Here is a 21539-nt window from a genome sequence, read left to right as displayed (position 1 = left end):
CCTTGACACCGCAAAAATACGGTGCCGCTTGGAAAAAATCACGAAAGCCCCCTACAATCGACTCCCCGGCCCGCCCTGCGCGCCGTACCGACAACATGCCAAGACGGCAATTTCCGGGAGTTCGCTTGAAGATCGTATCTCGCCTGTGCACCTGCCTGCGTCCGCGCGTGTCTGCGCTGGTGCTCACGCTGGCCGGTGCCATGGCTGCAGCACCGGCGGCTCAGGCCGCGCCGCAGCCCAGCTTCGGCATCGAAGTCGGCAATGCCCTGCTGTGCCTGAACCAGCTCAACAGCAAGTATTTCTTCGATTACCTGGTCGCCGCCTTCGGCCCGCCCTACAAGACCGAGGGCGGTGCCTACTGGTTCAAGGCCTCCAATGTCTCGCTGTGGGGCATGCAGCCCACCGATTTCCTGGTCAATGACAGCAACAGCCAGGCTGATTTCATCGGCGCCTACTTCAAGACCACGCCGGTCAAGCTGAGCGATGCCATCAAGGCGGCGCTGGGCATCCGCTTCACGCCCGAGGATGACTCGGCCTATCCGGTGCGACAGTCGCAGGCCGGCAGCAAGATCGTCTACAACGACACCAACGCCAAGATGTATTGCGCCAAATCCAAATTCCTGGTCCCAGGGCCCGAGCAACCCTGACTCCGAGCTGGGCCAGCCCCATGAAAAATGCCGCGCGGTGGGCGACCATCGCGCGGCATTGTCATTGGGTCCTGGGCGTGGCTACGCTATCGACGCCTTCACGAGATCTTCGCTGGTACGAATGCAGTCGCGGCCCGACGCCTTGGCCAGCGCCAGCGCCTGTTCCGATTCGCGCAGCACGGTATCGGGTTCGTCCACCTGGCGCTGCGGTGCCACGGCAGCAATGCCGATGCTGATGGTCACGCGGCCGGTAGGACTGGCGCTGTGCTCGATGTTGAGTTGCTCGATCGACGTGCGGATGCGCTCGGCCACGATCAGCGCGCCTTCCAGGCGCGAGCCCGGCAGCAGCACGGCGATCTCCTGGGTACCGAAGCGCGCCAGCAGGTCCTCCGGGCGTACGTTGGTATCACGGATGGCGCTGCCGACGCGGCGCAGTACCTTGTCACCGGCCATGCGGCCATAGCTGGCGTTGTATTCGTCGAAGAGATCGATGTCGATCATGATGATGGCCAGCGACAGACTGGTACGGGCCGCACGGTTGAATTCTTCCAGCAGTCCGCGCTCGAACTGGCGTCGGTTGGCCAGGCCCGTGAGCGCATCCTCCAGGCCCACGCCGGCCAGGGTCTTTTCCATTTCTTCCAGGTGGGTGCGGGCATCGTCACGTTGCTCCACCAGTTGCTTGTGCTCATCCTGCAGCTGCTGCATGCCCGCTTCCAGCTCGGACAACGGTTGCAGCAACTGCCGCGCCAGCCCCCAGGACAGCAGCGCCGATACGAGCACCAGCAGCACGGCAGCGACGGCCAGGCCCTGGGTAATGCCATTGAGGGCCATGGCGGTGAGCACGATGGCTGTCAGCAGCGCGGCAGCGGTGCCGGCCAGGGTCAGGCGTGTTTGGAGTTTGCGGGACAGGGACATAAGCTGGAAACCGACTTTCCTTAAAGAGAGCTTCGGCGCCTCGATGGCAGACAAGGCAGATGCGGCCGTGCAGGCCGACAATACGGCCACGCGGAATGCTACAGGCTAGTGCGCTGCGATGCAACGCGCATTGCGCGCCGGATCAGGCCACCTGCAAGGCCCGCAGCAGGGGGAGCCGGGTCCGTGCAAACAGTCGCGCCTGGGTGGCCAGTTCGGCCAGGTTCTCATCCTCGGCTTCCAGCCGCACACCATCGCGTACCAGCCGCTTGCCCTGCGCGGCGATATGCCGCCAGGCCTGCGCGGGCCAGGCTTCGACGTCATCGCCGCAGACTTCACGCGCCAGCAGGAACAACTGCTCGACCCGCTCCACCTTCACGCCGCCTCCGGTCAGCGGGCTGACCAGGTGGCTGATGTCGCCCTCCTGGCTGTCCGGCAGCACCAGCGCCGCGCGTTGCAGCAGATAGGCATTGAGGTCGGCCGTGCGGCGCGCGATCTGGGCCTGGGTGGCGGCGTCGGGCTCGGGCGGCAGCGGTGCGGCGTGGCCGGTACCGATGAGCATGAGGGCCGAGTCGATCACCTGCGCCAGATTCAGATTGCGATGCGCCAGCGAGGCCGCCAGGTCCACCAGAGTATGCGGCCGGTAGTCCGAGAGCGCCTGCAGGATGGGCTCGTAGATCAGGCGGTTGAGCGTGATCTCGGAGGCCACGTTCTGGATCGTCAGCGGCACCTTGTCCGGTTCGGTCAGCAGTACCACGCTTTGCAGCGCCAGGGCCTGCACACGCTGGCGCTCGTCCTGCACCTGGGCGCCACGGACCCAGTAATCGCGGCGGAAAGTCTGGTTGACCATGAAGTCGCGCGTGCTCTGGTACAACACCGGGTCGTCGATCCCGGCCAGGCACTGGCGCTGCGCGGGCGTCAGGTTGGCCATGTCGAGATGGTCGATGTAGTGTGCCGGACAGGCAAACTGCAAACCCGCCGGCGAGAAGCGACGATGGATCTCGGCAAACGCTTCGGCATGCCAGTCACGGTTGAAGTACTCGTGCGCCAGGTAACTGCGCGGCTGCTGCAACAACAGCTTGAGCCGGTCCCGCATGAAGGGATTGGCCTGGGCGTAGACCGGGTCGGTCTCGAACAGACGCGTCGCGAAGGCCAGCGCAGCCTCGATGCGGTCCGCGGTAGGCAGGCCGCGTTCCTCGTTGCCGGCCAGTTGCGTGTGCTGCACCAGCAGGTCGCGCAGCGGCATGAAAGCCGACCAGCCCGGCTGGGTGTTGTAGCTCAGGTAGAGCACCCCGCCCGGTTTGAGCTTGCGGTCGATGAAATCCAGAATGATGGAGCGGTTGTCTTCGGACACCCAGCTCCAGATACCGTGCAGGGCGATGAAATCGAAATCCGGCAGATCGTCGCGACGACAGAAGTGCGAGAAGCTGGAGTCCTCCAGCTGCGCGCCGCTGCCGCTGGCGGCCGCCAGCTCCCGGGCGAAGGCGGCCTGGAGGGGATTGAAATCATTGCCCCACCAGCGCGTGGTGGACGCCGCAGCGTGGAAGTTGGTCGACAGCCCCTGGCCGAAGCCCAGTTCGCAGGCAGTCTGGATGGCCGGCGCCTGCAGGCCGTGGAAGGCGAAGGCCAAGGGCAGGCGTGCCGGATTCATGCCGGGGTAGTAGCCGTAGGTATAGGCGATGTCGACGACGTAACCGTCATTCCAGTTGGTCAAGGCAGGCTCCGGGCAGCGAACGTGGGAAGTGGGCAAGCAAGGAAGAGGCCAGCCTCAGGTGCGAGTCGGGGCATCGGGCGCGCCTTCATCGGCATCATCGGCCGGGCTGGCCAGGGCACTGTATTTGCGCGCATTGCCACGAGCCAGCTCGACCGGGTACTTGCGGCGATTCAGTTCCATCTTCTCCAGCACTGCGCTGCGCAGATCCACCCCGGTGTGGTCGGCCAGCTGGATGAGATAGACCAGCACATCGGCCATTTCATGACGGATGCCCGTGCGCGCGGCATCGTCCAGTTCATGGTCGGCGCCGGTGGGCAGCCACTGGAAATGTTCCATCAGCTCGGCCACCTCCACCGACAGGGCCATGGCCAGGTTCTTGGGCGTGTGGAAACGCAGCCAGTCACGCTCGCCGGAAAAACGGCGGATGAGCTCGCGCAGTTCGTGCAGATCGGACGGGGCGCCCGCAGGAGGAAGCGGGCCGGAGGGAGAGTCTGTCATGGGCTTGGCGTCGGATCGGATGTTGTAGTATTGCCTTGTTGTCGGCCAGGTACTTTATCACCAACCCACACAAACCGGCCTGCACGCTTGATCTGCGACAGGTTGGAGGTAGCGGCAATGATGCACAATGCCTCAATCCATCTCACGCCTGTTGATGAAATGGGTTCGAGGAAACACGCCACATTCTGACGAACATGCTGACACTTCTCCGTTCCCCGCTGCGTCTTCTGTCCTGCGCCCTGCTGGCCACCGTGATCCTGGCCACGGGCTGTGATCGTCATATCGACGACGAACTGGCCGCCCATGAAGCGGCGCAGACCACGCTGGGCGTCACCCCCAGGCAATTCTCCGATCGCTTCAACAAGCGCCTGGCCGACGTGCTCAAGGACATGAACGTGGAAGAGCCCGAGCACATGGCCCGTCTCTACATGCTCGATGCGGCACGCCTGCATCCGGGCCAGTACGAATATGTGCTCGATACCCGCGTGGGGCCGGCCCAGACTACGCTCATCGGTACGCTCAACAAGAAGGGCGAGCTGCGCAACGTCGGCGTGATGATGACCAACAAGGTCCCCGGCGCCCGTGACGAATTCCTGATCTGTGCGACCAGTGCCGCGCGCAGCTTCATCTCCGGTGGACAAGACAAGCTGCTGCCCCTGATTACCCGACTCACCACGGTCGCTCTGGACAATCCCGGCCAGCGCATGACTGAAGTGGTGGCCGACCAGTTGCTCTCGGTAGAAGTGGTCCCGCAGGGCGTGCTGTTTCAGGTACAGCCGCGCCAATGATCTGCGCCCCGGCCTGCCGGTGACGATGACGATGACGGGCGGAAACAGTTTCCACCCATCAAAGCCAATGCTGCCCCTGTTTCTGATGCACCCATGGAAAGGTCTGCCTGTTTAAAGGATTGAAAGCGCGGACCTGGGTTTAGATTCTGATGATCGTGGTTTCCGCGTTGCGCCGACCAGGCCGGACACAGGCTGGCAGCCTGCATGAGAAGCGGAAAGGCCACAGAACGCCTTTACACCAGGGTCGTCGCGCTTGGGGAAAAAGTGCGACGGCTTTCTATAACAGCGGCAGGACCGTGATCCCGCAACGTCAGGACCGGTCAGGGCAATGGGGGGGCAAGCATGCGCACGAATCTACCGATCACCACCAATGAACGCTTGTTGGAGGATGGCAAGTCCATCGTCTCCAAAACCGACCTGCAGGGCAACATCACCTACGTCAATCCCTACTTCGTGGACATCAGCGGTTTCGACGAAGAGGAGCTCATCGGGGCACCGCAGAACATCGTGCGCCATCCCGAGATGCCGCGCGAAGCCTTCGCCGACATGTGGGCCACCCTCAAGGAAGGACTGCCCTGGAACGGACTGGTCAAGAACCGCTGCAAGAACGGCGACTACTACTGGGTCCAGGCCAACGTCACCCCGGTGCGCGAGAACGGCCGCGCGGTCGGCTACATGTCGGTGCGTACGCGCCCCACGCGGGAACAGGTGCAGGCTGCCGAGAGCGCCTATCGCCGCTTCGTCGCCGGCCAGGCGCGCGGCCTGCGCATCCGTCGCGGCGCAGTGGCGCGCACCGGCTTGATCGGCTGGCTGCAGGGGCTGCGTGATCTGTCGCTGGCCAGGCGGCTGGGTTGGCTCATGAGCATACTGACGCTCATGTTCATTCTCGGTGGTGCCGTGGCCGGCAGTGCCTTGCAATCAGCCGGGGGCAGCCCGTATGCGGTCTGGCTGGGCACGCTGGCTGGCGCCGTCCTGCTGCTGGGATCCTGGGCGGTGCTGCATGCGAGCGTCGTGGCGCCCTTGCGACGCGCCATCAAGGCTGTCCATGGCCTGGCCGGTGGCGACCTCGATCTGCATATCGATACCGATGCACGCGGCGATATGGGACTGCTGCTGCAAGCCCTGCAACAGCTCAACGTGAACCTGCGCGCCATCATCGGTGACGTACGCCGCAACGTCGAATCCATGACCATCTCCACCGGCGAGATCGCCAGCGGCAACATGGACCTCTCGGGCCGCACCGAATCGCAGGCCTCGGCGCTGGAGGAGACGGCCTCCAGTGTCGAGCAGTTCGCCGCCACCGTGCGCCAGAATGCCGACTCGGCCGCCAACGCCGACCGCCAGGCGCAATCGGCCTCGGCCATCGCCCAGCGCGGCAGCCAGTCGGTGCAACGCATGGGCAAGACCATGCAGGAGATCGACGCCGCCTCGCACAAGATCGTGGACATCATCGGACTCATCGACGGCATCTCCTTCCAGACCAACATCCTGGCGCTCAACGCCGCCGTCGAAGCCGCCCGCGCCGGCGAGCAAGGGCGCGGCTTTGCGGTGGTGGCATCCGAAGTACGGACCCTGGCGCAACGTTCGGCCGCCGCGGCCAAGGACATCAAGGGTCTCATCGACGACTCGCGCGCCAAGGTCGAAAGCGGCAACCAGCTGGTGCGCGAAACCGCGCAAGCCATGGGCGACCTCGGGGGCGCGGTGGAAAACATGGCGGTGACCATGGCCGAGATCACGGTGGCCAGCAACGAACAGAGCGGCGGCATCGAGCAGCTCAACCAGGCCGTCAATGCCATCGATGAAACCACGCAGCAGAATGCCGCCCTGGTGGAGCAGGCGGCCGCAGCCGCCGAAAACCTGCGCGACCAGTCCGTCAAGCTGAGCCAGGCGGTCTCGGTATTCAAGATCAGCTACGGCAGCCCGCGCTCGCCGGCTGCTGCGTCAGCCGCCACCGCGACACGCCAGAAGGAATCGACCCTGGCGCTGGCGCAGTAAGTGGGCAGGGCATGTCGCTGCAACGACATGCCAACACCGCTTTACAAGGCATTGCATTTCTTTACCCGTTGCAGGGCTGTCCGCACCTTTGCAGGGGCGGCGCGCTTGCCTATGATGAACTCCTGTCCGCATCTCCCTCACCAGAGGGGGATGCCGGCTGCCTACCTACTACAAGGGAGTTTCACATGAGCGTATCTTCGGTCTCCTCCAGCAACAGCAGCTTCTACAACACCATCATCCAGCCGATCAAGAATGTCGCCTCCGAAGTCGGTGATGACATCGAGAGCGCCTACGACACCACGGTCGATGCCGTTTCCTCGGCCGCCCACTCGGTGGCCGACAGCGTGAGTTCGGGCATCAAGGCCATCGGCAACATCATCGATACCTCGGCCTGATCCTGAGTACAGCAGCATGGCGCAGGAATGGCGCCATGCAATCATCCCCGCTTTGCGACTGACCGCCAGCCCGAAGCCTCTCTGCTGGCCATCCGTTTTCACCGGGAGCTGCGCACATGGACAAGGAGCACGTGCACGGTGTTGACTGAGCCTGTGCGAAAGGTGTCGACATCCTTTGTTGCAATTGCCTGACTGCGCTTAGCAAACTGTCGGTGTTCAATGCTGCCTCACTGCATCTCTTTCCTTTTCTTTGCATGAGGTTGACCATGAAACGATTGACGACACTGCTGGCAGCAGCACTGCTGCTGACCACACTGGGTGGCTGCGTCTGCGCCCCCTGGTTCTGCGGTCCGGGACCGGGCGGCGGAGGTGGGCCACGCGGCGGCTGGGGCGATGGCGGCCACGGTGGCGGGCCGCGCTGAGCGCGATACGAGCGGCCGGACCATCGTCCGGCCTTTTTCATTTCAGCCCAGCGCCCCTACGCTGCCTTCCAGCAGTTTCCAGGCGTCTTCGCCGAACTTGGCACGCATGTCCTTGTAGAAGTTGGCCTGCGCCAGCGCCTGCTTGAACGAATCCTTGTCGGCCTCGATGATCTGCAAACCCTTGCCCGCCAGGTCATTGCGCGCCATCCCGGAGAAGGTGGCGATGTCGGCACGCTCATCGGTAGCGGCCTGGTCGAGTTCACGGCGCACGATTTCCTGGATGTCCTTGGGCAGCCTTTCAAAGGCGCGACGATTACCCAGGATCCAGTAGGCATCCCATACGTGATTGGACAGCGTGCAGAATTTCTGTACTTCGTACAGGCGCGCAGTGCTGATGATGGCCAGGGGATTTTCCTGCCCTTCCACCAGCTTGGTTTGCAGCGAGGAATAGACCTCGTTGAAGTTGATCGGTGTGGGGCTCGCACCCAGCGCCGAAAACAGCGAGGTCAGCATCGGTGCCGCCGGCACGCGCAGCTTCAGGCCCTTGACGTCGGCAGCACTCCTGATCGGCCTGGTCGAGGTGGTGATCTCGCGAAAACCATTATCCCAGGGCTTGGACATGGCCAACAGGCCGACCTTCTCGATCTGTGCGCGCACATGGGCCCCCAGGGCGCCATCCATGGCTTTCCAGACGGCGGCGTAATCCTGGAAGGCAAAGCCGGTATTGACGATGCCGGCTGCCGGCACCAGGGTGGAGAGCACCGTGTTGGCCTGATTGAAGAACTCCACGCCGCCATTGCGGATCTGCGACATCAGGTCGGTATCCGACCCCAGCTGGTTGGCCGGAAACAGCTTGATCTCCATGCGTCCGTTGGTGGCATTGCGGATGCGGTCGATGGCTTCCTGGGCGCGTTTGTTGACCGGGTGGGACGGGTCCTGGCCGGTGGCGAATTTATAAGTAAACTCGGCCGCACTGGCCGGCCGCGTGAGAATGGAAAACAGCGGCAATGCTGCGGCCACGGCGCCCGCCTTCAATACCTGGCGGCGGTGGATTTTCTTGGATGCGATCTCGTCTTTCATCTTCTGTCTCCTGTCGTTTTTTTTTAGAACTCATGGTGGGAATCGATGAAGCCGCGCCGGCCGCTACGCCGGCGCCAGAACAACTCAATGGATCAGCATGCCGCCGTTGACATCCAGCGTGATGCCGGTGCAGTACTGCGACAGGTCGCTGGCCAGGAACACGCATACGCCGCCCACATCCTCCGGCCCGCCCAGGCGGCCCAGGGGAATGGTCTGGGCGATCTCGGCCTTTTTCTCCGCGCTCAGGATGTCCTTGTTGATGTCGGTCGAGATGAGACCTGGCGTGACGCAATTGACGCGGATGCCTTCCGGTCCGAACTCGCGCGCCATGGCGCGCGCCAGCCCCAGTACCCCGGCCTTGGCCGCCGAATAGTGCGGACCGCCCAGAATGCCGCCACCGCGCTGGGCCGACACCGAGGAGATGCACACGATGGAACCGCTCTGCTGCGCGCGCATGGCCGGCAATACGGCCTGTGACATGTAGAGCGTGCCGCGCAGGCTGACGTCGAGGATACGGTCGTAGTCCTTGCCGCTGATGTCGAGGAACTTGGCCGGCTGGGTGATACCGGCATTGTTGACCAGGATGTCGATGCGACCGAACTGCTGCAGCACGGCCTGCGCCGCCGCCTCGCAGGACGCCTTGTCGGTGACGTCGGCCACCAGGCCCAGATGACCCTCGCCCAGGCGAGCCGCTGCCGTCGAGGGCTCGGCGCGTTCCAGATCGAGGATGACGACGCGTGCGCCTTGTGCGGCCATCAGGCGCGCGGTGGAAAATCCCAGGCCGTTGAGGCCGGCGCCGCCGGTGATGACGGCGACTTTGTTCTTGAGCAGCATGGTGTGGTCTCCTGAAAGTGACATGCGAACGAGCAACAGCGAAGACCTGCGCCACCTAGCAGGCTGGCGGCTTCCGGTGCAATGGCACTCGTGGATGGGTGTCTGCCTGTTGTTCTGGCGGCGATCTTCGAACTTTCATCCGACGCCGACAAGTGATGCTTTGTCATGGAAATGTGACGAAGCTTCATCTGCCGCATCGATGCGCTAAAATCGGCCGCACGCCCACGCCGGTGCATGCTGTAGCGCAGCAGAATCCTTCACAAGAGCAAAAAACCGAGACACCATGATTCCTCCATTGACCTCCCTGATGGCCTTCGAGGCGATCGCGCGCAGGAAGAGTTTCAACCTTGCCGCTGCCGAACTGCACCTGACGCCCTCGGCCATCAGCCACCAGGTCGCGCGACTGGAAAAGCTGCTGGGGCTGCGTCTGTTCGAGCGCTCCACCAAGGGGGTGGAACTCACGCCGGCAGGGCAGAGCTATCTCAACCGGGTGGCCGGTGCGCTCGGTGCGATCAATTCGGCCACCGACGATCTGCGGCATGGTGTGGAGAATTCGCTGCAGATCCACTCCAGTCCCAGCTTTGCCAGTCTCTGGCTGATGCCGCGCATCGGCCGCTTCACGCAGCGCCATCCGGAGATTGCCTTCGGCTTGTCGGCCTCGCCGGAAATATCCGATTTCGAGATCGGACAGGTGGACCTGGATATCCGCTGTGGCGTGCCGCACTGGCCGGATCTGGAAATCGAACCGGTATTGTCGGAGCAGGTGATTCCGATGGCCAGCCCGGACTTCCTCGCGCGTCACCGCATCGAGACACCGGAAGACCTGGTGCTGGCACCGCTGATCCAGTCGCGCGGCAGTCTGCTGCAATGGCCGGAATGGTTTGCCCGCTACGCACCGGACCTGCGCCCGGAACGCATCGCACTGCGCTTCGACCGCGCCATGATGAGCATCGAAGCGGCGGTACAGGGATTGGGCGTGGTCTTCGAGAGCAACGCCTTCGGTGCCGGCCATCTGGCCAGCACTCGCCTGCAGCCGGTGTTTGCCGAGGGCATGACACTGGAGATCACGCAACACTTCGCGGTCTGTCCGGCGCGCAACAAGTCGCGGCCTGAGGTGGTGCTGTTCCTGCAGTGGTTGCGCGAAGAGAGCGGAACGATTTCGCCTAGTTGAAGCCAATTCAGCCAAGCCTGAATTTTCATCGCTTGCCTGCATGTGCACTGCGCGCCAAGAATAAGCCTCCACCATTACAACGGAGACTGACGCACCGCCCCGCCACCGGGTCGGCGCGCCTTGCTGTCATGACCCCACATCCCCTGCAGCCGCTGGCGCATGCCATCCGCTTCCTGTCCATCGATGCCATCGTGCGTGCCACCGAGGGCCACCAGGGCGTTCCGCTGGGCATGGCCGAGATCGCCACGGCCCTGTATGCGCGCCATCTGCGCTTTCATGCGGACGACCCGACCTGGCCTGACCGCGACCGCGTGGTGCTCTCCAATGGTCACGGCTCGATGCTGCTCTACAGCCTGCTCTACCTCACCGGTTACGAACACATCACGCTGGAGGAACTGCGCAACTTCCGCGAGTTCGGCTCGCACTGCGCCGGCCATCCGGAATACGCGCCGCATCTGGGCATCGAAGTCACCACCGGTCCGCTCGGCCAGGGCATCGCCAATGCCCTGGGCATGGCCGTGGCCGAGGCTTATCTGAATGCGCGTTTCGGCGACGACATCGTCAACCATCGCACCTATGCCTTCGTCGGCGACGGCTGCCTGCAGGAAGGCATCGGACAGGAAATGATTTCGCTGGCCGGTCACCTGCGTCTGTCCAAGCTCACCCTGCTGTGGGACGACAACCAGATCACCGACGATGGCGCCACCGAGCTCTCCATCAGCGAGAACGTGGCCGAGCGCTTCCGCGTGGCGGGCTGGCATGTGGTGGAAGTGGACGGGCACGATATCGATGCCGTCTCGCGCGCACTGGATGCCGCACACGCCTCGGACCGGCCTTCGATGATCGCCTGCCGTACCGTCATCGGACGTGGTATCCCGCGCGTGCAGGGCCAGCGCGGCGGTCACAGTGCCCGCCTGTATCCGGAGGATGCCCAGGCCGCACGCGCGCTGCTGCAATGGCCGCATGCGCCCTTCGAGATTCCACCGGAGATCCTCTCGCCGTGGCGCGGATTCGGTCAGCGCCATCGCGATGAACATGCGGCCTGGCAGCGGCGTCTGCAGGCCCTACCGGCGACACAACGCGCCGAATTCGAACGCCTCCTGCGCGGTGACTTGCCCGACCGATGGCAGGACGTGTTGCTGCAATTCAAACGCACCGCGCATGAGCCCGCGCAGGCGCAAGGCGGCATCCTGATCTCGGCCGCCCTCAACCAGTTGCTGGCCGAAGTGATCCCGGAACGCATGGTCGGCTGCGCCGATCTCGAAGCACCCACCGCGCACAAGGGTTCGCTCAACGCCTTTACTGCCGCCGACCGCAGCGGTGCCTACGTGCATTGCGGGGTGCGTGAACATGTGATGGGCGCCATGGCCAATGGCATGGCCGCGCATGGCGGCGTGATCCCGCTGGCCGTGACCTATCTGGCCTTCTCGGATTACGAACGCCCGGCCATGCGCATGGCCGCGTTGATGGGCTTGCCGGTCAAGTTCGTGTTCAGCCATGACTCCATTGGCATCGGCAAGAACGGGCCGACACATCAGCCGGTGGAAATCCTCGCCGCGCTGCGCGCCATGCCCAACATGCTGGTGATGCGTCCGGCCGATGCCAGCGAGGTGGTGGAATGCTGGGAAGTCGCCATGCAGCACCGGAGCGGGCCGGTGAGCATGGTGTTGGCTCGACAAAGCTTGCCGCCGGTACGCAAGCGTTTCGAGGTGAGCAATCTGAGTGCGCGCGGCGGCTATGTGCTGGCAGAGGCGCAATGCGGGGCGCGCCAGGTCACCTTGCTGGCCACTGGCTCGGAGGTCGCCATCGCCTGCGCTGCGCGCGATCTGCTCGAAGCCCGTGGCGTGGCTACGGCGGTGGTCTCACTGCCATGTTGGGAATTGTTCGACCAGCAGGACAGCCACTATCGTCACGCCGTGCTGGGCAGTGATACGGTGCGCGTGGGGATAGAGGCGGCGCTGCGCTTTGGCTGGGATCGCTACCTGGGGGAGCGCGGTGGTTTCGTCGGCATGACGGGATTCGGCGCACCGGGACCGGCCGATGTGCTGTACCGGCATTTCGGGATCACGCCGGAGGCGGTGGTGGCGCAGGCTTTGCAGCTGCTGGATGGTCCACACAGACTGGCTACATAAACCATTTATATCGTTTATATTGTTTCCAGAACGCAAAAAGCCCATCTGAAACCAGATGGGCCGTTCATTGATTAACGCTGGATTCCCTCATGACCCTGGCGATCTGCCAGGTGCTGCAAGAGTGTCCCGCCCGGCCTATCTGGCCGGTGCCGGACTCAATCCAGGTGTTCGTGTTGTGGTCCGGAAGCCGCCGTTGGTGCGGTCCGGTGTCACGCTTCTACGAGCGATTAATTAACTATTTGCTACACGGCTTGCGCCGTGATCGACGCGCCCCTGCCGTCAAAGTTCACCTGTCCGCGCTATCTGCACGGCCACAGGGGAGTCTCTGGCAAGGGCGGCGCCCTGCGCTGCCCTCTCCTTCGGAACCGACCCTCCCTGGCTATCTGCCAGGTGAGCGTCTGCGAAAGAATTCGCGCCGACATGAAAGGGCTGCGGAGTCTGCCGACCTGGTCCCTGGAGCGTATGGAATTCCGGGGACGTTCAGGCGCGGACAGCGGGGATATCCTGCTTCGCTTGCGCGAAAATCGCGGTCTTAGATGACCTTGATGTTGGTGGCCTTTTCACCCTTGGGGCCGACACCGCGGTCGAAGGACACGCGCTGGTTTTCCGACAGGCTGCGGAAGCCGTTGGACTGGATGTCCTGGAAGTGCGCGAAGACGTCGGCACCGCCGGCATCAGGAGTGATGAAGCCGAAGCCCTTGGCATCGTTGAACCATTTGACTACGCCGGTTTGAGTGCTCATGTTTGTTTCCTTTGGAAAGTTTGGGACGAATGAAGGCATCTGCCTGGAAGGCACTTGAAACCAAGAACTGAAACCGAAGGAAAGAAAACAGAACGACCGAGGAGGGAACGACAGTCAGGCGGAATTGGAACCAACAAGAATACAACTTGATGCAAGTACAAATCGTATTGTACACCAATTGCTACAACGTGCCGTGATCTGTTGATAAATGTGTGGTTTTTCTGTCGGCATGTCCAGCGTGTCGCCGCCACCGGGCCACGCCCGCAGACGCCGCGTGACCGCTTTTTGCTGGCCCAACGTAATTCCGGTATATTGACGCGGAGATAAAAGAGGCCGTGTCCCGTTGTGCGCCGGTGGGTGGGCGGCGCCGATGGCATCGCGGGTTCCGCTGCATGTCACCCAGTCACTGCGTGCTCGATGCCCCTTCCCGAACGCCCCTTGTTTGATCCCTCTGATGACGACGCCACCGTGCCTGGTCTGCCGGTGCGCTTCGGCATTTCCGCACTGGTGATGGCGGGCATGGTCCTGCTGGCGGTGGTGCTGGTCTCAGTAGGCTGGTGGGGGGCACGCCAGGTGCTGCTGGACATGGCCGAGCGTTCCGCCGAGGATGCCGGACGCATCATGACCGAGCGCTCGCGACGCATCATCGACCCTGCCGTGGCCACGCTGCGCCAGCTGGCCTTCGATCCGATCACCGAATCCACCCGGCTTGATGAGCGCCTCACGCGCATCGCGGCCTTCTCCATCGACCTGGTTGCCAATCCGCTGGTGTCGGCGGTCTACGTGGGCTATCCCAATGGCGACTTCCTGCTGGTGCGCTCGCTGCGGGGTGCGGAGCAGCGCGCTTTCTTCTCCGCGCCGACTGCATCGGCTTTCCTCGTGCAGACCATCGTGCACGATGCCCACGGTGCGCAGCACGGGCAATACCGCTTCTACGACGCCGAGCTGAAACTACTGAGCCTGCGCGACGAGGCCGGCTATCGCTTCGACCCGCGCACGCGCCCCTGGTACGCCACGGCGGACCGTTCGCTGATCCCCTCCATCTCGGCCCCTTACGTATTTTTCACCACGCGCCAGATCGGTATCAGCCTGTCGCAGCGTGCCCGCAACACCGATGCCGTGGTGGCCATCGACATGACACTCGATGACCTCGCCGCCAGTCTGGGCAACCTGCGCCTGACGCCCCACAGTGAGCTGGCGCTGGTGGACGAGAACCAGCGCGTGATCGCCTACAGCGACATGGCGCGCGTACTGGAGCAGGACGGCGAGAACTTCCGTTTCCGGGGCCTGCCGGAGCTGGATGTACCGAGCCTGTCGCACCTGGCCGAGCGCGCACGGGATGGCCAGACCAGCACGCTCTACAGCGTGGGCGGACGGGAGTGGCTGGGTCTGTCATTGCCCTTCAATGTCATCGACGGCCATGCCCTCAAACTGCTCATTGCAGCCCCCGGCGACGAGCTGCTGGGCCAGCTCGACCGCAATCGCAAGACCCTGGTACTGGTGGCCTTTCTGGTGGTGCTGGCCTTCCTGCCATTGGGGTGGTGGGCCGGACGCGCCATCGGCCGCAGCATGGAGCGACTCGCCCTGCGGGCCGGACGCATGTCGCGCTTCGACTTCCGCATCCAGAACCGGCGTCGCAGCACCCTGCGCGAGATCAACATGCTCACCGACATGGTGGACCACGTGAGTCTGACGGTAGAAGCTTTCCTCGACATCAGCGCCATCCTCAGTACCGAGACGCATGTCGAAGAAATGCTGCAGCAGGTGCTGGAGAAGTTCGTGCAGGCCACGCGCTGCGACGGTGGCGCGGTCTATCTGTGGCAGCGCGAGGGCAGCCAGATGCAGCGGGCTGCGGCCTATGGCCAGCAATGCGGCCTGGCCGACAGCATGGCTTATGACGAGCAGGGCGCAGAGGCTGCCGGGGCTGCTTGTGCACTTGAAGCACGCGAGACCGAGGATGGCCGCCTGCGCGTGGAACTGGACCTGCGTGGCCGCAATGGCTCGCTTGAAGGTCTGCTGGTGCTCATGCACGCCCATGACAGCGCCCACGAGGATCCGCGCTTCCTGGCCTTTGCGCGGCGTCTTTCAGGCATGCTGGCCGTGGCCATCGAGACACGTCAGCTGATCGCCGCACAAAAGGCGCTGCTGGAGTCCCTGATCCGTCTCATGGCCGATGCCATCGATGCCAAGAGTCCCTACACCGGTGGCCACTGCGAGCGGGTACCGCACCTGGCCATCCAGCTGGTGGACCGGCTGGCGCAGGAAGAACAGGGCCGCTATGCCGACTTCCGGCTCGACGAAGACCAGCGCTATGCCTTCCAGCTGGCCGCGCTGCTGCACGACTGCGGCAAGGTCACCAGTCCCGAGCACATCGTGGACAAGGCCACCAAGCTGGAAGTGATCCACAACCGCATCCATGAAGTGCGCATGCGCTTCGAGGTTCTGTGGCGCGATGCCGAACTGGATCTGCTGCGCGAGCTCTACACCACCCTGCCCCCGGCCCAGGCCGAAGCTTGGCGCGTGCAGCTGCAACAGCGCCGACAGCAGTTGCGCGAGGATTTTGCCTTTGTCGCGCAGTGCAATGTTGGCGGCGAGGCCATGTCGGACGAGGCCATCGCACGCCTGCGCCAGATTGCCACGCAGACCTGGCAGCGTCATTTCGATGACAGCCTGGGTCTGGCTGACGAAGAGAGCCGGCGGCTCGCCGCCGCGCGTGGCGCTCAGGTGCAGCAGGTGCTTCCCTGCACCGAGCAGTTGCTGGCCGATCGTCCCGAGCACGAGGTGGCCTGGGAAGAGGGGCACCGCCCGCCGGTTGAACGGGGCGATCCGCGCAATACTCTGGGCTTCGACATGCGCTTGCCGCAGGTCCGGCAGAACATGGGCGAGCTGCACAACCTGACGGTACGGCGCGGCACGCTGACCGAGGAAGACCGCTTCGCCATCAACAACCACATCGTGCAGACGCTGGTGATGTTGAAGCGCCTGCCGTGGCCGGACTCGCTCAAGAGTGTGCCCGATACCGCTGCCAATCATCACGAGAAGATGGATGGCAGCGGTTATCCGCGCCGCCTGCGCGCAGCCGAACTGCCCTTGCAGGACAGGGTGATGGCGCTGGCCGACGTCTTCGAAGCGCTGACCGCGGCGGACCGTCCTTACAAGCCGGCCAAGACCTTGTCGGAATCGCTGCGCATCATGGCCAGGATGTGCCGGGAGCAGCACCTGGATACGGAGCTGTTCCGCTACTTCCTGCACAGTGGCTTGTGGCGCAGTTATGCCGATGAACTGCTGAGGGCGGAGCAGCGGGATGCGGTGGATATTGCGGCCATTGAAGACCTGCTTGATCCGCAGCCTGCCTGAATCCCGTGATGCGAAGCGTGAGTCCGCTTTCAGCGTAGAATTTGTGCACCTGTGTTTGGCGTCTCGCGCGTGACACACTTGCGCCGATGTGCCGTACCGATCAACTGTTGCCGTGTGCTCCCGATCATGACTTGCAAAATTTTCTGGTCCGCTCCCTACCAGACCGAACTCGATACGATGATCAGCGCCGTTGATGGGGACCAGGTCCAAGTGGCGCAGACGATCTTTTTCGCTTTTTCCGGTGGGCAGGAGAGTGACGTCGGTACGCTGGGCGGCCATCCCGTGCTGCAGGCGGAGAAGCGCGAGCAAGACATTGTCTACACGCTGCCATCGGGCCATGGACTTCAGGTCGGCGATGCGGTTCGCCTGCAGATCGACTGGATGCGGCGCTATCGCCTGATGCGCCTGCACTTCGCGGCCGAGATGGTGTTGCAGCTGGTCTACCAGATGCGTCCCGGCATCGAACGCATCGGCGCGCATATTGCCGTGGACAAGGCGCGGGTGGACTTCGCCAGCGAAACCAGCCTGGCCCCGCTGTTCCCGGCCATCGAGGCGGCGGCGCGGCAACTGGTGGCGGCGGACCGGCCCATCGTCACGGCCTTCAGCGACGAAGCGGCCGGGCGGCGTTACTGGGAAGTGGAAGGATTTGCGCGCATGGCCTGCGGCGGTACGCACCCTCGCACCACTGCCGAAGTGGGAACGATACGGCTCAAGCGCAAGAACACCGGGCGCGGCAAGGAGCGCATCGAGATTCTGTTGGATGAGGTTGGGCAGGCGTGAGCACAGATGCCTGCATGCGTCGATCCGAACGTGGAAAAGAGAAAGAGAGAGGCATCTTCAACAGATTTTTGCGGCCCTTTCCTTGATCCCGCTGCTGGCTTCATCGGCGGAGCTCAAGGTGCTTGCCGCCGGCGCCATCACGCCCATCGTGCGCACGGTGGCGGCCGACTTTGAACGGTGCAGCGGCATCCACGTCACGGTAGACAACGCCACGGGCGGTGTGGTGGACAAGCGGGTACGATCATGTCTGAATCTCCTGAAGTGCGGAGCGAACTAATACCTAGCAAGATCGCAAACTAAAAAATGAACCATGTCTATTCGAAATTAGAGCATGACCCTCCAAGCGCGTCGGCGGCGACTAGGTGAGCGCATTCAAACTCACTTGTTAACGACTTCTGCGGCATATTCTTAGAGAGATCTTCTTCAGGCTCATCACACCAACATTGGGTTAGAGAAAAAATTAAAGTGTGAATCGCTCCCTTAACCTCAATATCGCGCTTTGCACGGAAGAGTTTTTCCTTAATAACCGTTCCGCGTCGCTCATCCTTGATAAAACCTCCTGCTTTGTAACTTTGCTCAAAACACCTCCCAATTCGATGAATCTATCGGTCCCTCTAAAAAGCGCGACATAGGCATGACCACTATGTCTACGTAATTTCTGCGAATCAAAATCAAGCGCCTTAATCAGATAATCGAATGCTTCAGTAAATGCTTGGTCACGCCCGAGCGGATCGCCGTTCATTTTCTTTATAAGCAATGAGGCAAGCGTAGTCCAAGGGAAAGGATGCCCTTCAATAGCAACTGCTTGGCGAGCATGCTGTATCGCAATAGGTAAATTCCTTCCAGCCAGCTCCAATGCTCTCTGCTCCCAATATCTAGAATTCCATTGCCAATTTTTTTTTGTTCGAATGTAGAACTGCTCTGCCTCCTCACCCAAGAATTTAGTCACAACATCTTCCGCGTGAAACAACCGTCCCGACAATCTCGCCTCTGATGTACGAGCTATGATTGTTCGCCTGTTGACGTACGGAGCAATTACGTTACCTAATTCGACAAAAACTTCTAGCAAAATCCCAGGCGCGATTCGCGAAGACAAATCCAATATGCGTTCTCCGATGGTCGCATTAAGCGGAAGAATATAGTCATTATCATCATCACAGTATCCTAAAGGCAAAGCACAAGCGCTACCAAACAGTTGCACGATATCGTCAGTTCTTTGCGTCGCTCTCAACAACGAATACTTAATCCCATCTGGCACACAGAATTCCGCCAAGGCCACAGTCAAATAAATTTTCCGCTGAACAACAGAAGAGTCAATCCATAAAGACTGAACCACTTGCTCGAACGGTCTGAAACTATTTAAAAGTCTACAAGCCCCAATAGCAACGGGCTCTGATGAAAGACGTCTAGCAGAGGCATCTGGATCTTTCACAGCATCAGACGCTGCTAGCAATCCAGAATCTCTAAAACTCTCGATAAGTTGAAAATAGGTGTGCGCTTTCCAAGGAGGGACCTCCAAGTACTCAACATTAAATTCTTCTAAGTTAGCTAGAACATGAGCCTTGCGATAATCGCGCTCCGCAAAAACCAAAAACAGCTTATCGGCCAGATCTTCTTTTTCTAATAACAATCTTAAGAAATTAACATTTTCGGCAGCACCGTCCGCAAATAGCACGCAACGACCGACAATAGCTCGAAAGCATTGAAGCATATCGTCATAGTTCACATCTGCATGCCGCTTAAGAAAAAACACAGTCCTACCGTCTTTGACTAAATCGTATGCCACCCTTCTCAGATTAGTAGTTTTCCCGGTTCCCGGCTCCCCAATCAAAGCAAGAGCTCTGGAAGGGGACGCTCCGCCTTCCAAAAAGAATTTGACTTTGTTAACTAGATTTCCAGTGCTCGCGGTGCCAATGTCAACATCAGCTTCCAAATCTTGCCAAGTTGGAGGTTGTCCAAAGAAGAAACCAGAATGATCCTTAGCCCCCTTCCCCGCAACCGGTTGAACTAACTCGACCGATGAGAAGAAAGAGATTTTCGAAATTGCTGGCAAACTCTCTTCGAACAACTTCTCGACATCAGGCAACACAACGGTTTCCAAAGTCGGAAGCTCTCCCAATTTCAATTTTAGCCAGTTCAAGAATTCAATTAGCGTAGCCTTTACCAAAATCAAACCATGTCGGACGCAGTCGCTTTCCGTAACAGAATCGGGAAACGGCTCTACTAAAATCGACGGCCCGCGATCGGAACGTCCAGATCGATCGGTTCGAAAGCTTAGATAATATTCGAGGTCGGGCTCTGATAAAGATGTCCCAGAGATGATAAACGGTTCAGTAGCGAGCGTTTGAGACAACACCATCATCCAAGGATTTTGAGTTTTTGATATCCGGGCGTACTCCGTTTGAGCAAAAACATAACCTACATCAGGCTGCCGGCTGTAGCCATGCAAATGAACTATCTGGAGGTGCTCGGACGGTTTGGGATTCGTGAATGGATCATTAAAATTAATCGCAACAGCTTTTTGCTTGGGGGAGGCATTTTCTTGATATGCGGTTTCAAGCGCATCATCAATATTGAAGGTGTAGACTTGATTCCAAATAAAATCAGGAAGCAACCTGACAGTGGCCCCAGGCCGCGTATGGGAAAAACGATCTGTTAGAAATCGCTTTATCTCAGCTTCAGACAAAAGCTGATATACCTTGGTCAGGGGCCTGTTCTTCACCATCTTCAAGGTCGCCAATTCGTCTAAAAGGGAACCTCCCGATGGGAGCTGTTTCTCTCCGTTCTTTTCTGAGCTATCCAGTGAAATACCTGCACCTACTAAAAGATTATATCTCCCGGAAAACAGGGAGTCCTTCAAACGCGACAGATCATCTTCCCCTAGCATAGCAGCAACCCTTTTTAACCGTAAATTAATAATATTTTTAATTTTGCAAGGGCAATTTTGCCATATTTTTGGGAATAAATTTTCACTTTCAGGACGCTGTATATCCGCAATCAAAATCGGGGGATATTTCAAAATCAATCTCGGATATAGAGTCCAGCGGCGTGATGCGCGCCCGTTCAGCGTTTGCATGTAAGATCAGAAGCTATGTAAAATGCCCGTTGTGCGGGTGTAGCTCAATGGTAGAGCAGAAGCTTCCCAAGCTTAAGACGAGGGTTCGATCCCCTTCACCCGCTCCAGATCGCTTCCCTGCGGCCCTCTTCGCCCGTCCCTGACCGGCGCGACTGTGCGGGCCGCGCCTCAATTGCTTCGAGTCATCCATGTCTGAAAACAAATCCGGCAAGCCGCTGTTCTACGATCCCAGCGAGCGCCGCATCCGCAGTTTCGTCACCCGCGCCGGGCGCGTGTCGGTCGCGCAAGGACGCGCACTGGAAGAACTCGGACCGCGCTTCCTCGTCCCCTACGACAAGGCCCCGCTGGACCTGGATGCCACCTTCGCACGCCAGGCACCGACCATCCTCGAAATCGGCTTCGGCATGGGCGAAACCAGCGCCAAGATCTCGGCCCTGATGCCCGAGAAAAACTTCATCGGCGTCGAAGTCCATACCCCCGGCGTGGGCAGCTACCTCAAGCTGATCGGCGAAGGCCAGCTGGAAAACGTCCGCATCATCCAGCACGATGCCGTCGAAGTGCTCACCAACATGATCGCCCCCGAGTCCCTGGCCGGCGTGCATGTGTTCTTCCCCGATCCCTGGCACAAGGCGCGCCACAACAAGCGCCGCCTGATCCAGTCGCCCCTGGTGCAACTGATCAGCACCCGCCTGGCCCCCGGTGGCTACCTCCACTGCGCCACCGACTGGGAAGAATATGCCATCCAGATGCTCGAAGTCCTGTCGGCCGAACCGACCCTGAAAAATACCGCGACCGATCCGTCCGGCTACGTCCCGCGTCCGCATTACCGCGATACCACCAAGTTCGAAAACCGCGGCCTGCGTCTGGGTCATGGCGTGTGGGATCTGGTGTTCGAAAAGCGCGCCTGATCGATTCGCCCTCCCCCGGCCCCATGAAAAACGGCATGTTCCTTCACAGGACATGCCGTTTTTCATGGGACCTACGGGGCAACTGATG

18 protein-coding genes and 1 tRNA gene are annotated in these 21539 nt (G+C 61.1%); 12 read left to right on the top strand and 7 right to left on the bottom strand.

Annotated features, from left to right (window positions below; genetic code table 11):
* Positions 1 to 125 precede the first annotated feature (125 nt).
* Positions 126 to 647, top strand: a complete 522-nt coding sequence (locus tag ACODSZ_RS08100) for a hypothetical protein (protein ID WP_008325295.1) — start codon at positions 126 to 128, stop codon at positions 645 to 647.
* An 81-nt stretch (positions 648 to 728) separates the two neighbouring features.
* Here ACODSZ_RS08100 and ACODSZ_RS08095 read toward each other — a convergent pair whose 3' ends face one another.
* The 3 genes from ACODSZ_RS08095 to ACODSZ_RS08085 form a co-directional block, all read right to left on the bottom strand.
* Positions 729 to 1562: a GGDEF domain-containing protein gene (locus tag ACODSZ_RS08095; RefSeq protein WP_488927369.1), complete on the bottom strand. Its 834-nt coding sequence runs from the start codon at positions 1560 to 1562 to the stop codon at positions 729 to 731.
* A 142-nt stretch (positions 1563 to 1704) separates the two neighbouring features.
* Positions 1705 to 3273, bottom strand: a complete 1569-nt coding sequence (locus ACODSZ_RS08090; protein WP_175344283.1) for a methyltransferase regulatory domain-containing protein — start codon at positions 3271 to 3273, stop codon at positions 1705 to 1707.
* Positions 3274 to 3327: 54 nt separating this feature from the next.
* Positions 3328 to 3771, bottom strand: a complete 444-nt coding sequence (locus ACODSZ_RS08085; protein ID WP_175344284.1) for a nucleotide pyrophosphohydrolase — start codon at positions 3769 to 3771, stop codon at positions 3328 to 3330.
* Positions 3772 to 3965: 194 nt separating this feature from the next.
* Between ACODSZ_RS08085 and ACODSZ_RS08080 the strand changes: the two genes are divergently transcribed.
* From ACODSZ_RS08080 to ACODSZ_RS08065, 4 genes are all read left to right on the top strand, one after another.
* Positions 3966 to 4559 (top strand): attG domain containing protein, encoded by a 594-nt coding sequence (locus tag ACODSZ_RS08080; protein WP_175344285.1) that lies wholly within the window; start codon positions 3966 to 3968, stop codon positions 4557 to 4559.
* 342 nt (positions 4560 to 4901) lie between these two features.
* Positions 4902 to 6554, top strand: a complete 1653-nt coding sequence (locus ACODSZ_RS08075) for a methyl-accepting chemotaxis protein (RefSeq protein WP_488927368.1) — start codon at positions 4902 to 4904, stop codon at positions 6552 to 6554.
* A 185-nt stretch (positions 6555 to 6739) separates the two neighbouring features.
* Complete coding sequence (locus tag ACODSZ_RS08070) at positions 6740 to 6949, top strand: hypothetical protein (RefSeq protein ID WP_008325282.1); 210 nt, start codon at positions 6740 to 6742, stop codon at positions 6947 to 6949.
* 266 nt (positions 6950 to 7215) lie between these two features.
* Entirely contained in the window at positions 7216 to 7371 is a 156-nt protein-coding gene (locus ACODSZ_RS08065; protein ID WP_008325281.1) for a hypothetical protein, read from the top strand.
* Positions 7372 to 7413: 42 nt separating this feature from the next.
* Here the strand turns inward: ACODSZ_RS08065 and ACODSZ_RS08060 are convergent, their stop codons facing one another.
* A complete protein-coding gene (locus ACODSZ_RS08060; RefSeq protein WP_175344287.1) occupies positions 7414 to 8451 on the bottom strand; it encodes a TRAP transporter substrate-binding protein in 1038 nt (345 codons plus the stop codon).
* An 84-nt stretch (positions 8452 to 8535) separates the two neighbouring features.
* On the bottom strand, positions 8536 to 9285 hold the full coding sequence (locus ACODSZ_RS08055) for an SDR family NAD(P)-dependent oxidoreductase (protein WP_488927367.1): 750 nt from the start codon (positions 9283 to 9285) through the stop codon (positions 8536 to 8538).
* 283 nt (positions 9286 to 9568) lie between these two features.
* On the opposite strand from ACODSZ_RS08055, the gene ACODSZ_RS08050 reads away from it, so the two are divergent.
* Both ACODSZ_RS08050 and ACODSZ_RS08045 read left to right on the top strand, forming a co-directional pair.
* A complete protein-coding gene (locus tag ACODSZ_RS08050) occupies positions 9569 to 10456 on the top strand; it encodes a LysR substrate-binding domain-containing protein (RefSeq protein ID WP_175344289.1) in 888 nt (295 codons plus the stop codon).
* A gap of 86 nt (positions 10457 to 10542) precedes the next feature.
* Positions 10543 to 12588: a transketolase family protein gene (locus ACODSZ_RS08045; RefSeq protein WP_488927459.1), complete on the top strand. Its 2046-nt coding sequence runs from the start codon at positions 10543 to 10545 to the stop codon at positions 12586 to 12588.
* Between the two features lie 532 nt (positions 12589 to 13120).
* Here ACODSZ_RS08045 and ACODSZ_RS08040 read toward each other — a convergent pair.
* Positions 13121 to 13330 carry a cold-shock protein gene (locus ACODSZ_RS08040; RefSeq protein WP_006461922.1) on the bottom strand — a complete coding sequence of 70 codons (210 nt, stop codon included), beginning with the start codon at positions 13328 to 13330 and terminating at the stop codon, positions 13121 to 13123.
* 417 nt (positions 13331 to 13747) lie between these two features.
* On the opposite strand from ACODSZ_RS08040, the gene ACODSZ_RS08035 reads away from it, so the two are divergent.
* The 3 genes from ACODSZ_RS08035 (at position 13748) to ACODSZ_RS08025 (ending at position 17744) form a co-directional block, all read left to right on the top strand.
* Positions 13748 to 16687, top strand: coding sequence for an HD domain-containing phosphohydrolase (locus ACODSZ_RS08035; RefSeq protein WP_488927366.1), 2940 nt, complete (start codon positions 13748 to 13750; stop codon positions 16685 to 16687).
* A gap of 126 nt (positions 16688 to 16813) precedes the next feature.
* Positions 16814 to 17467, top strand: coding sequence for an alanyl-tRNA editing protein (locus ACODSZ_RS08030; RefSeq protein WP_488927365.1), 654 nt, complete (start codon positions 16814 to 16816; stop codon positions 17465 to 17467).
* A gap of 82 nt (positions 17468 to 17549) precedes the next feature.
* Entirely contained in the window at positions 17550 to 17744 is a 195-nt protein-coding gene (locus ACODSZ_RS08025; protein WP_488927364.1) for a hypothetical protein, read from the top strand.
* A 183-nt stretch (positions 17745 to 17927) separates the two neighbouring features.
* Here the strand turns inward: ACODSZ_RS08025 and ACODSZ_RS08020 are convergent, their stop codons facing one another.
* The gene (locus ACODSZ_RS08020; protein ID WP_488927363.1) at positions 17928 to 20543 is read right to left on the bottom strand and encodes a P-loop NTPase; all 2616 of its coding nucleotides are present in this window, start codon (positions 20541 to 20543) and stop codon (positions 17928 to 17930) included.
* Positions 20544 to 20576: 33 nt separating this feature from the next.
* On the opposite strand from ACODSZ_RS08020, the gene ACODSZ_RS08015 reads away from it, so the two are divergent.
* Positions 20577 to 20650, top strand: a tRNA-Gly gene (locus tag ACODSZ_RS08015).
* An 81-nt stretch (positions 20651 to 20731) separates the two neighbouring features.
* The gene (gene trmB, locus ACODSZ_RS08010) at positions 20732 to 21451 is read left to right on the top strand and encodes a tRNA (guanosine(46)-N7)-methyltransferase TrmB (RefSeq protein WP_008325264.1); all 720 of its coding nucleotides are present in this window, start codon (positions 20732 to 20734) and stop codon (positions 21449 to 21451) included.
* The last annotated feature ends 88 nt before the right edge of the window (positions 21452 to 21539 follow it).

The sequence above is a fragment of the Herbaspirillum sp. FG34 genome, assembly GCF_057809315.1.
This window is presented reverse-complemented; position numbering and strand designations above follow the sequence as displayed.

Bases quoted from the DNA above. Each gene is read 5' to 3' on its own strand.
- ACODSZ_RS08085 (WP_175344284.1), bottom strand. From the start codon at position 3,771: ATGACAGACTCTCCCTCCGGCCCGCTTCCTCCTGCGGGCGCCCCGTCC.
- ACODSZ_RS08030 (WP_488927365.1), top strand. From the start codon at position 16,814: ATGACTTGCAAAATTTTCTGGTCCGCTCCCTACCAGACCGAACTCGAT.
- ACODSZ_RS08095 (WP_488927369.1), bottom strand. From the start codon at position 1,562: ATGTCCCTGTCCCGCAAACTCCAAACACGCCTGACCCTGGCCGGCACC.
- trmB (WP_008325264.1), top strand. From the start codon at position 20,732: ATGTCTGAAAACAAATCCGGCAAGCCGCTGTTCTACGATCCCAGCGAG.
- ACODSZ_RS08080 (WP_175344285.1), top strand. From the start codon at position 3,966: ATGCTGACACTTCTCCGTTCCCCGCTGCGTCTTCTGTCCTGCGCCCTG.
- ACODSZ_RS08070 (WP_008325282.1), top strand. From the start codon at position 6,740: ATGAGCGTATCTTCGGTCTCCTCCAGCAACAGCAGCTTCTACAACACC.
- ACODSZ_RS08020 (WP_488927363.1), bottom strand. From the start codon at position 20,543: ATGCAAACGCTGAACGGGCGCGCATCACGCCGCTGGACTCTATATCCG.
- ACODSZ_RS08075 (WP_488927368.1), top strand. From the start codon at position 4,902: ATGCGCACGAATCTACCGATCACCACCAATGAACGCTTGTTGGAGGAT.
- ACODSZ_RS08065 (WP_008325281.1), top strand. From the start codon at position 7,216: ATGAAACGATTGACGACACTGCTGGCAGCAGCACTGCTGCTGACCACA.
- ACODSZ_RS08050 (WP_175344289.1), top strand. From the start codon at position 9,569: ATGATTCCTCCATTGACCTCCCTGATGGCCTTCGAGGCGATCGCGCGC.
- ACODSZ_RS08040 (WP_006461922.1), bottom strand. From the start codon at position 13,330: ATGAGCACTCAAACCGGCGTAGTCAAATGGTTCAACGATGCCAAGGGC.
- ACODSZ_RS08035 (WP_488927366.1), top strand. From the start codon at position 13,748: ATGCCCCTTCCCGAACGCCCCTTGTTTGATCCCTCTGATGACGACGCC.
- ACODSZ_RS08060 (WP_175344287.1), bottom strand. From the start codon at position 8,451: ATGAAAGACGAGATCGCATCCAAGAAAATCCACCGCCGCCAGGTATTG.
- ACODSZ_RS08055 (WP_488927367.1), bottom strand. From the start codon at position 9,285: ATGCTGCTCAAGAACAAAGTCGCCGTCATCACCGGCGGCGCCGGCCTC.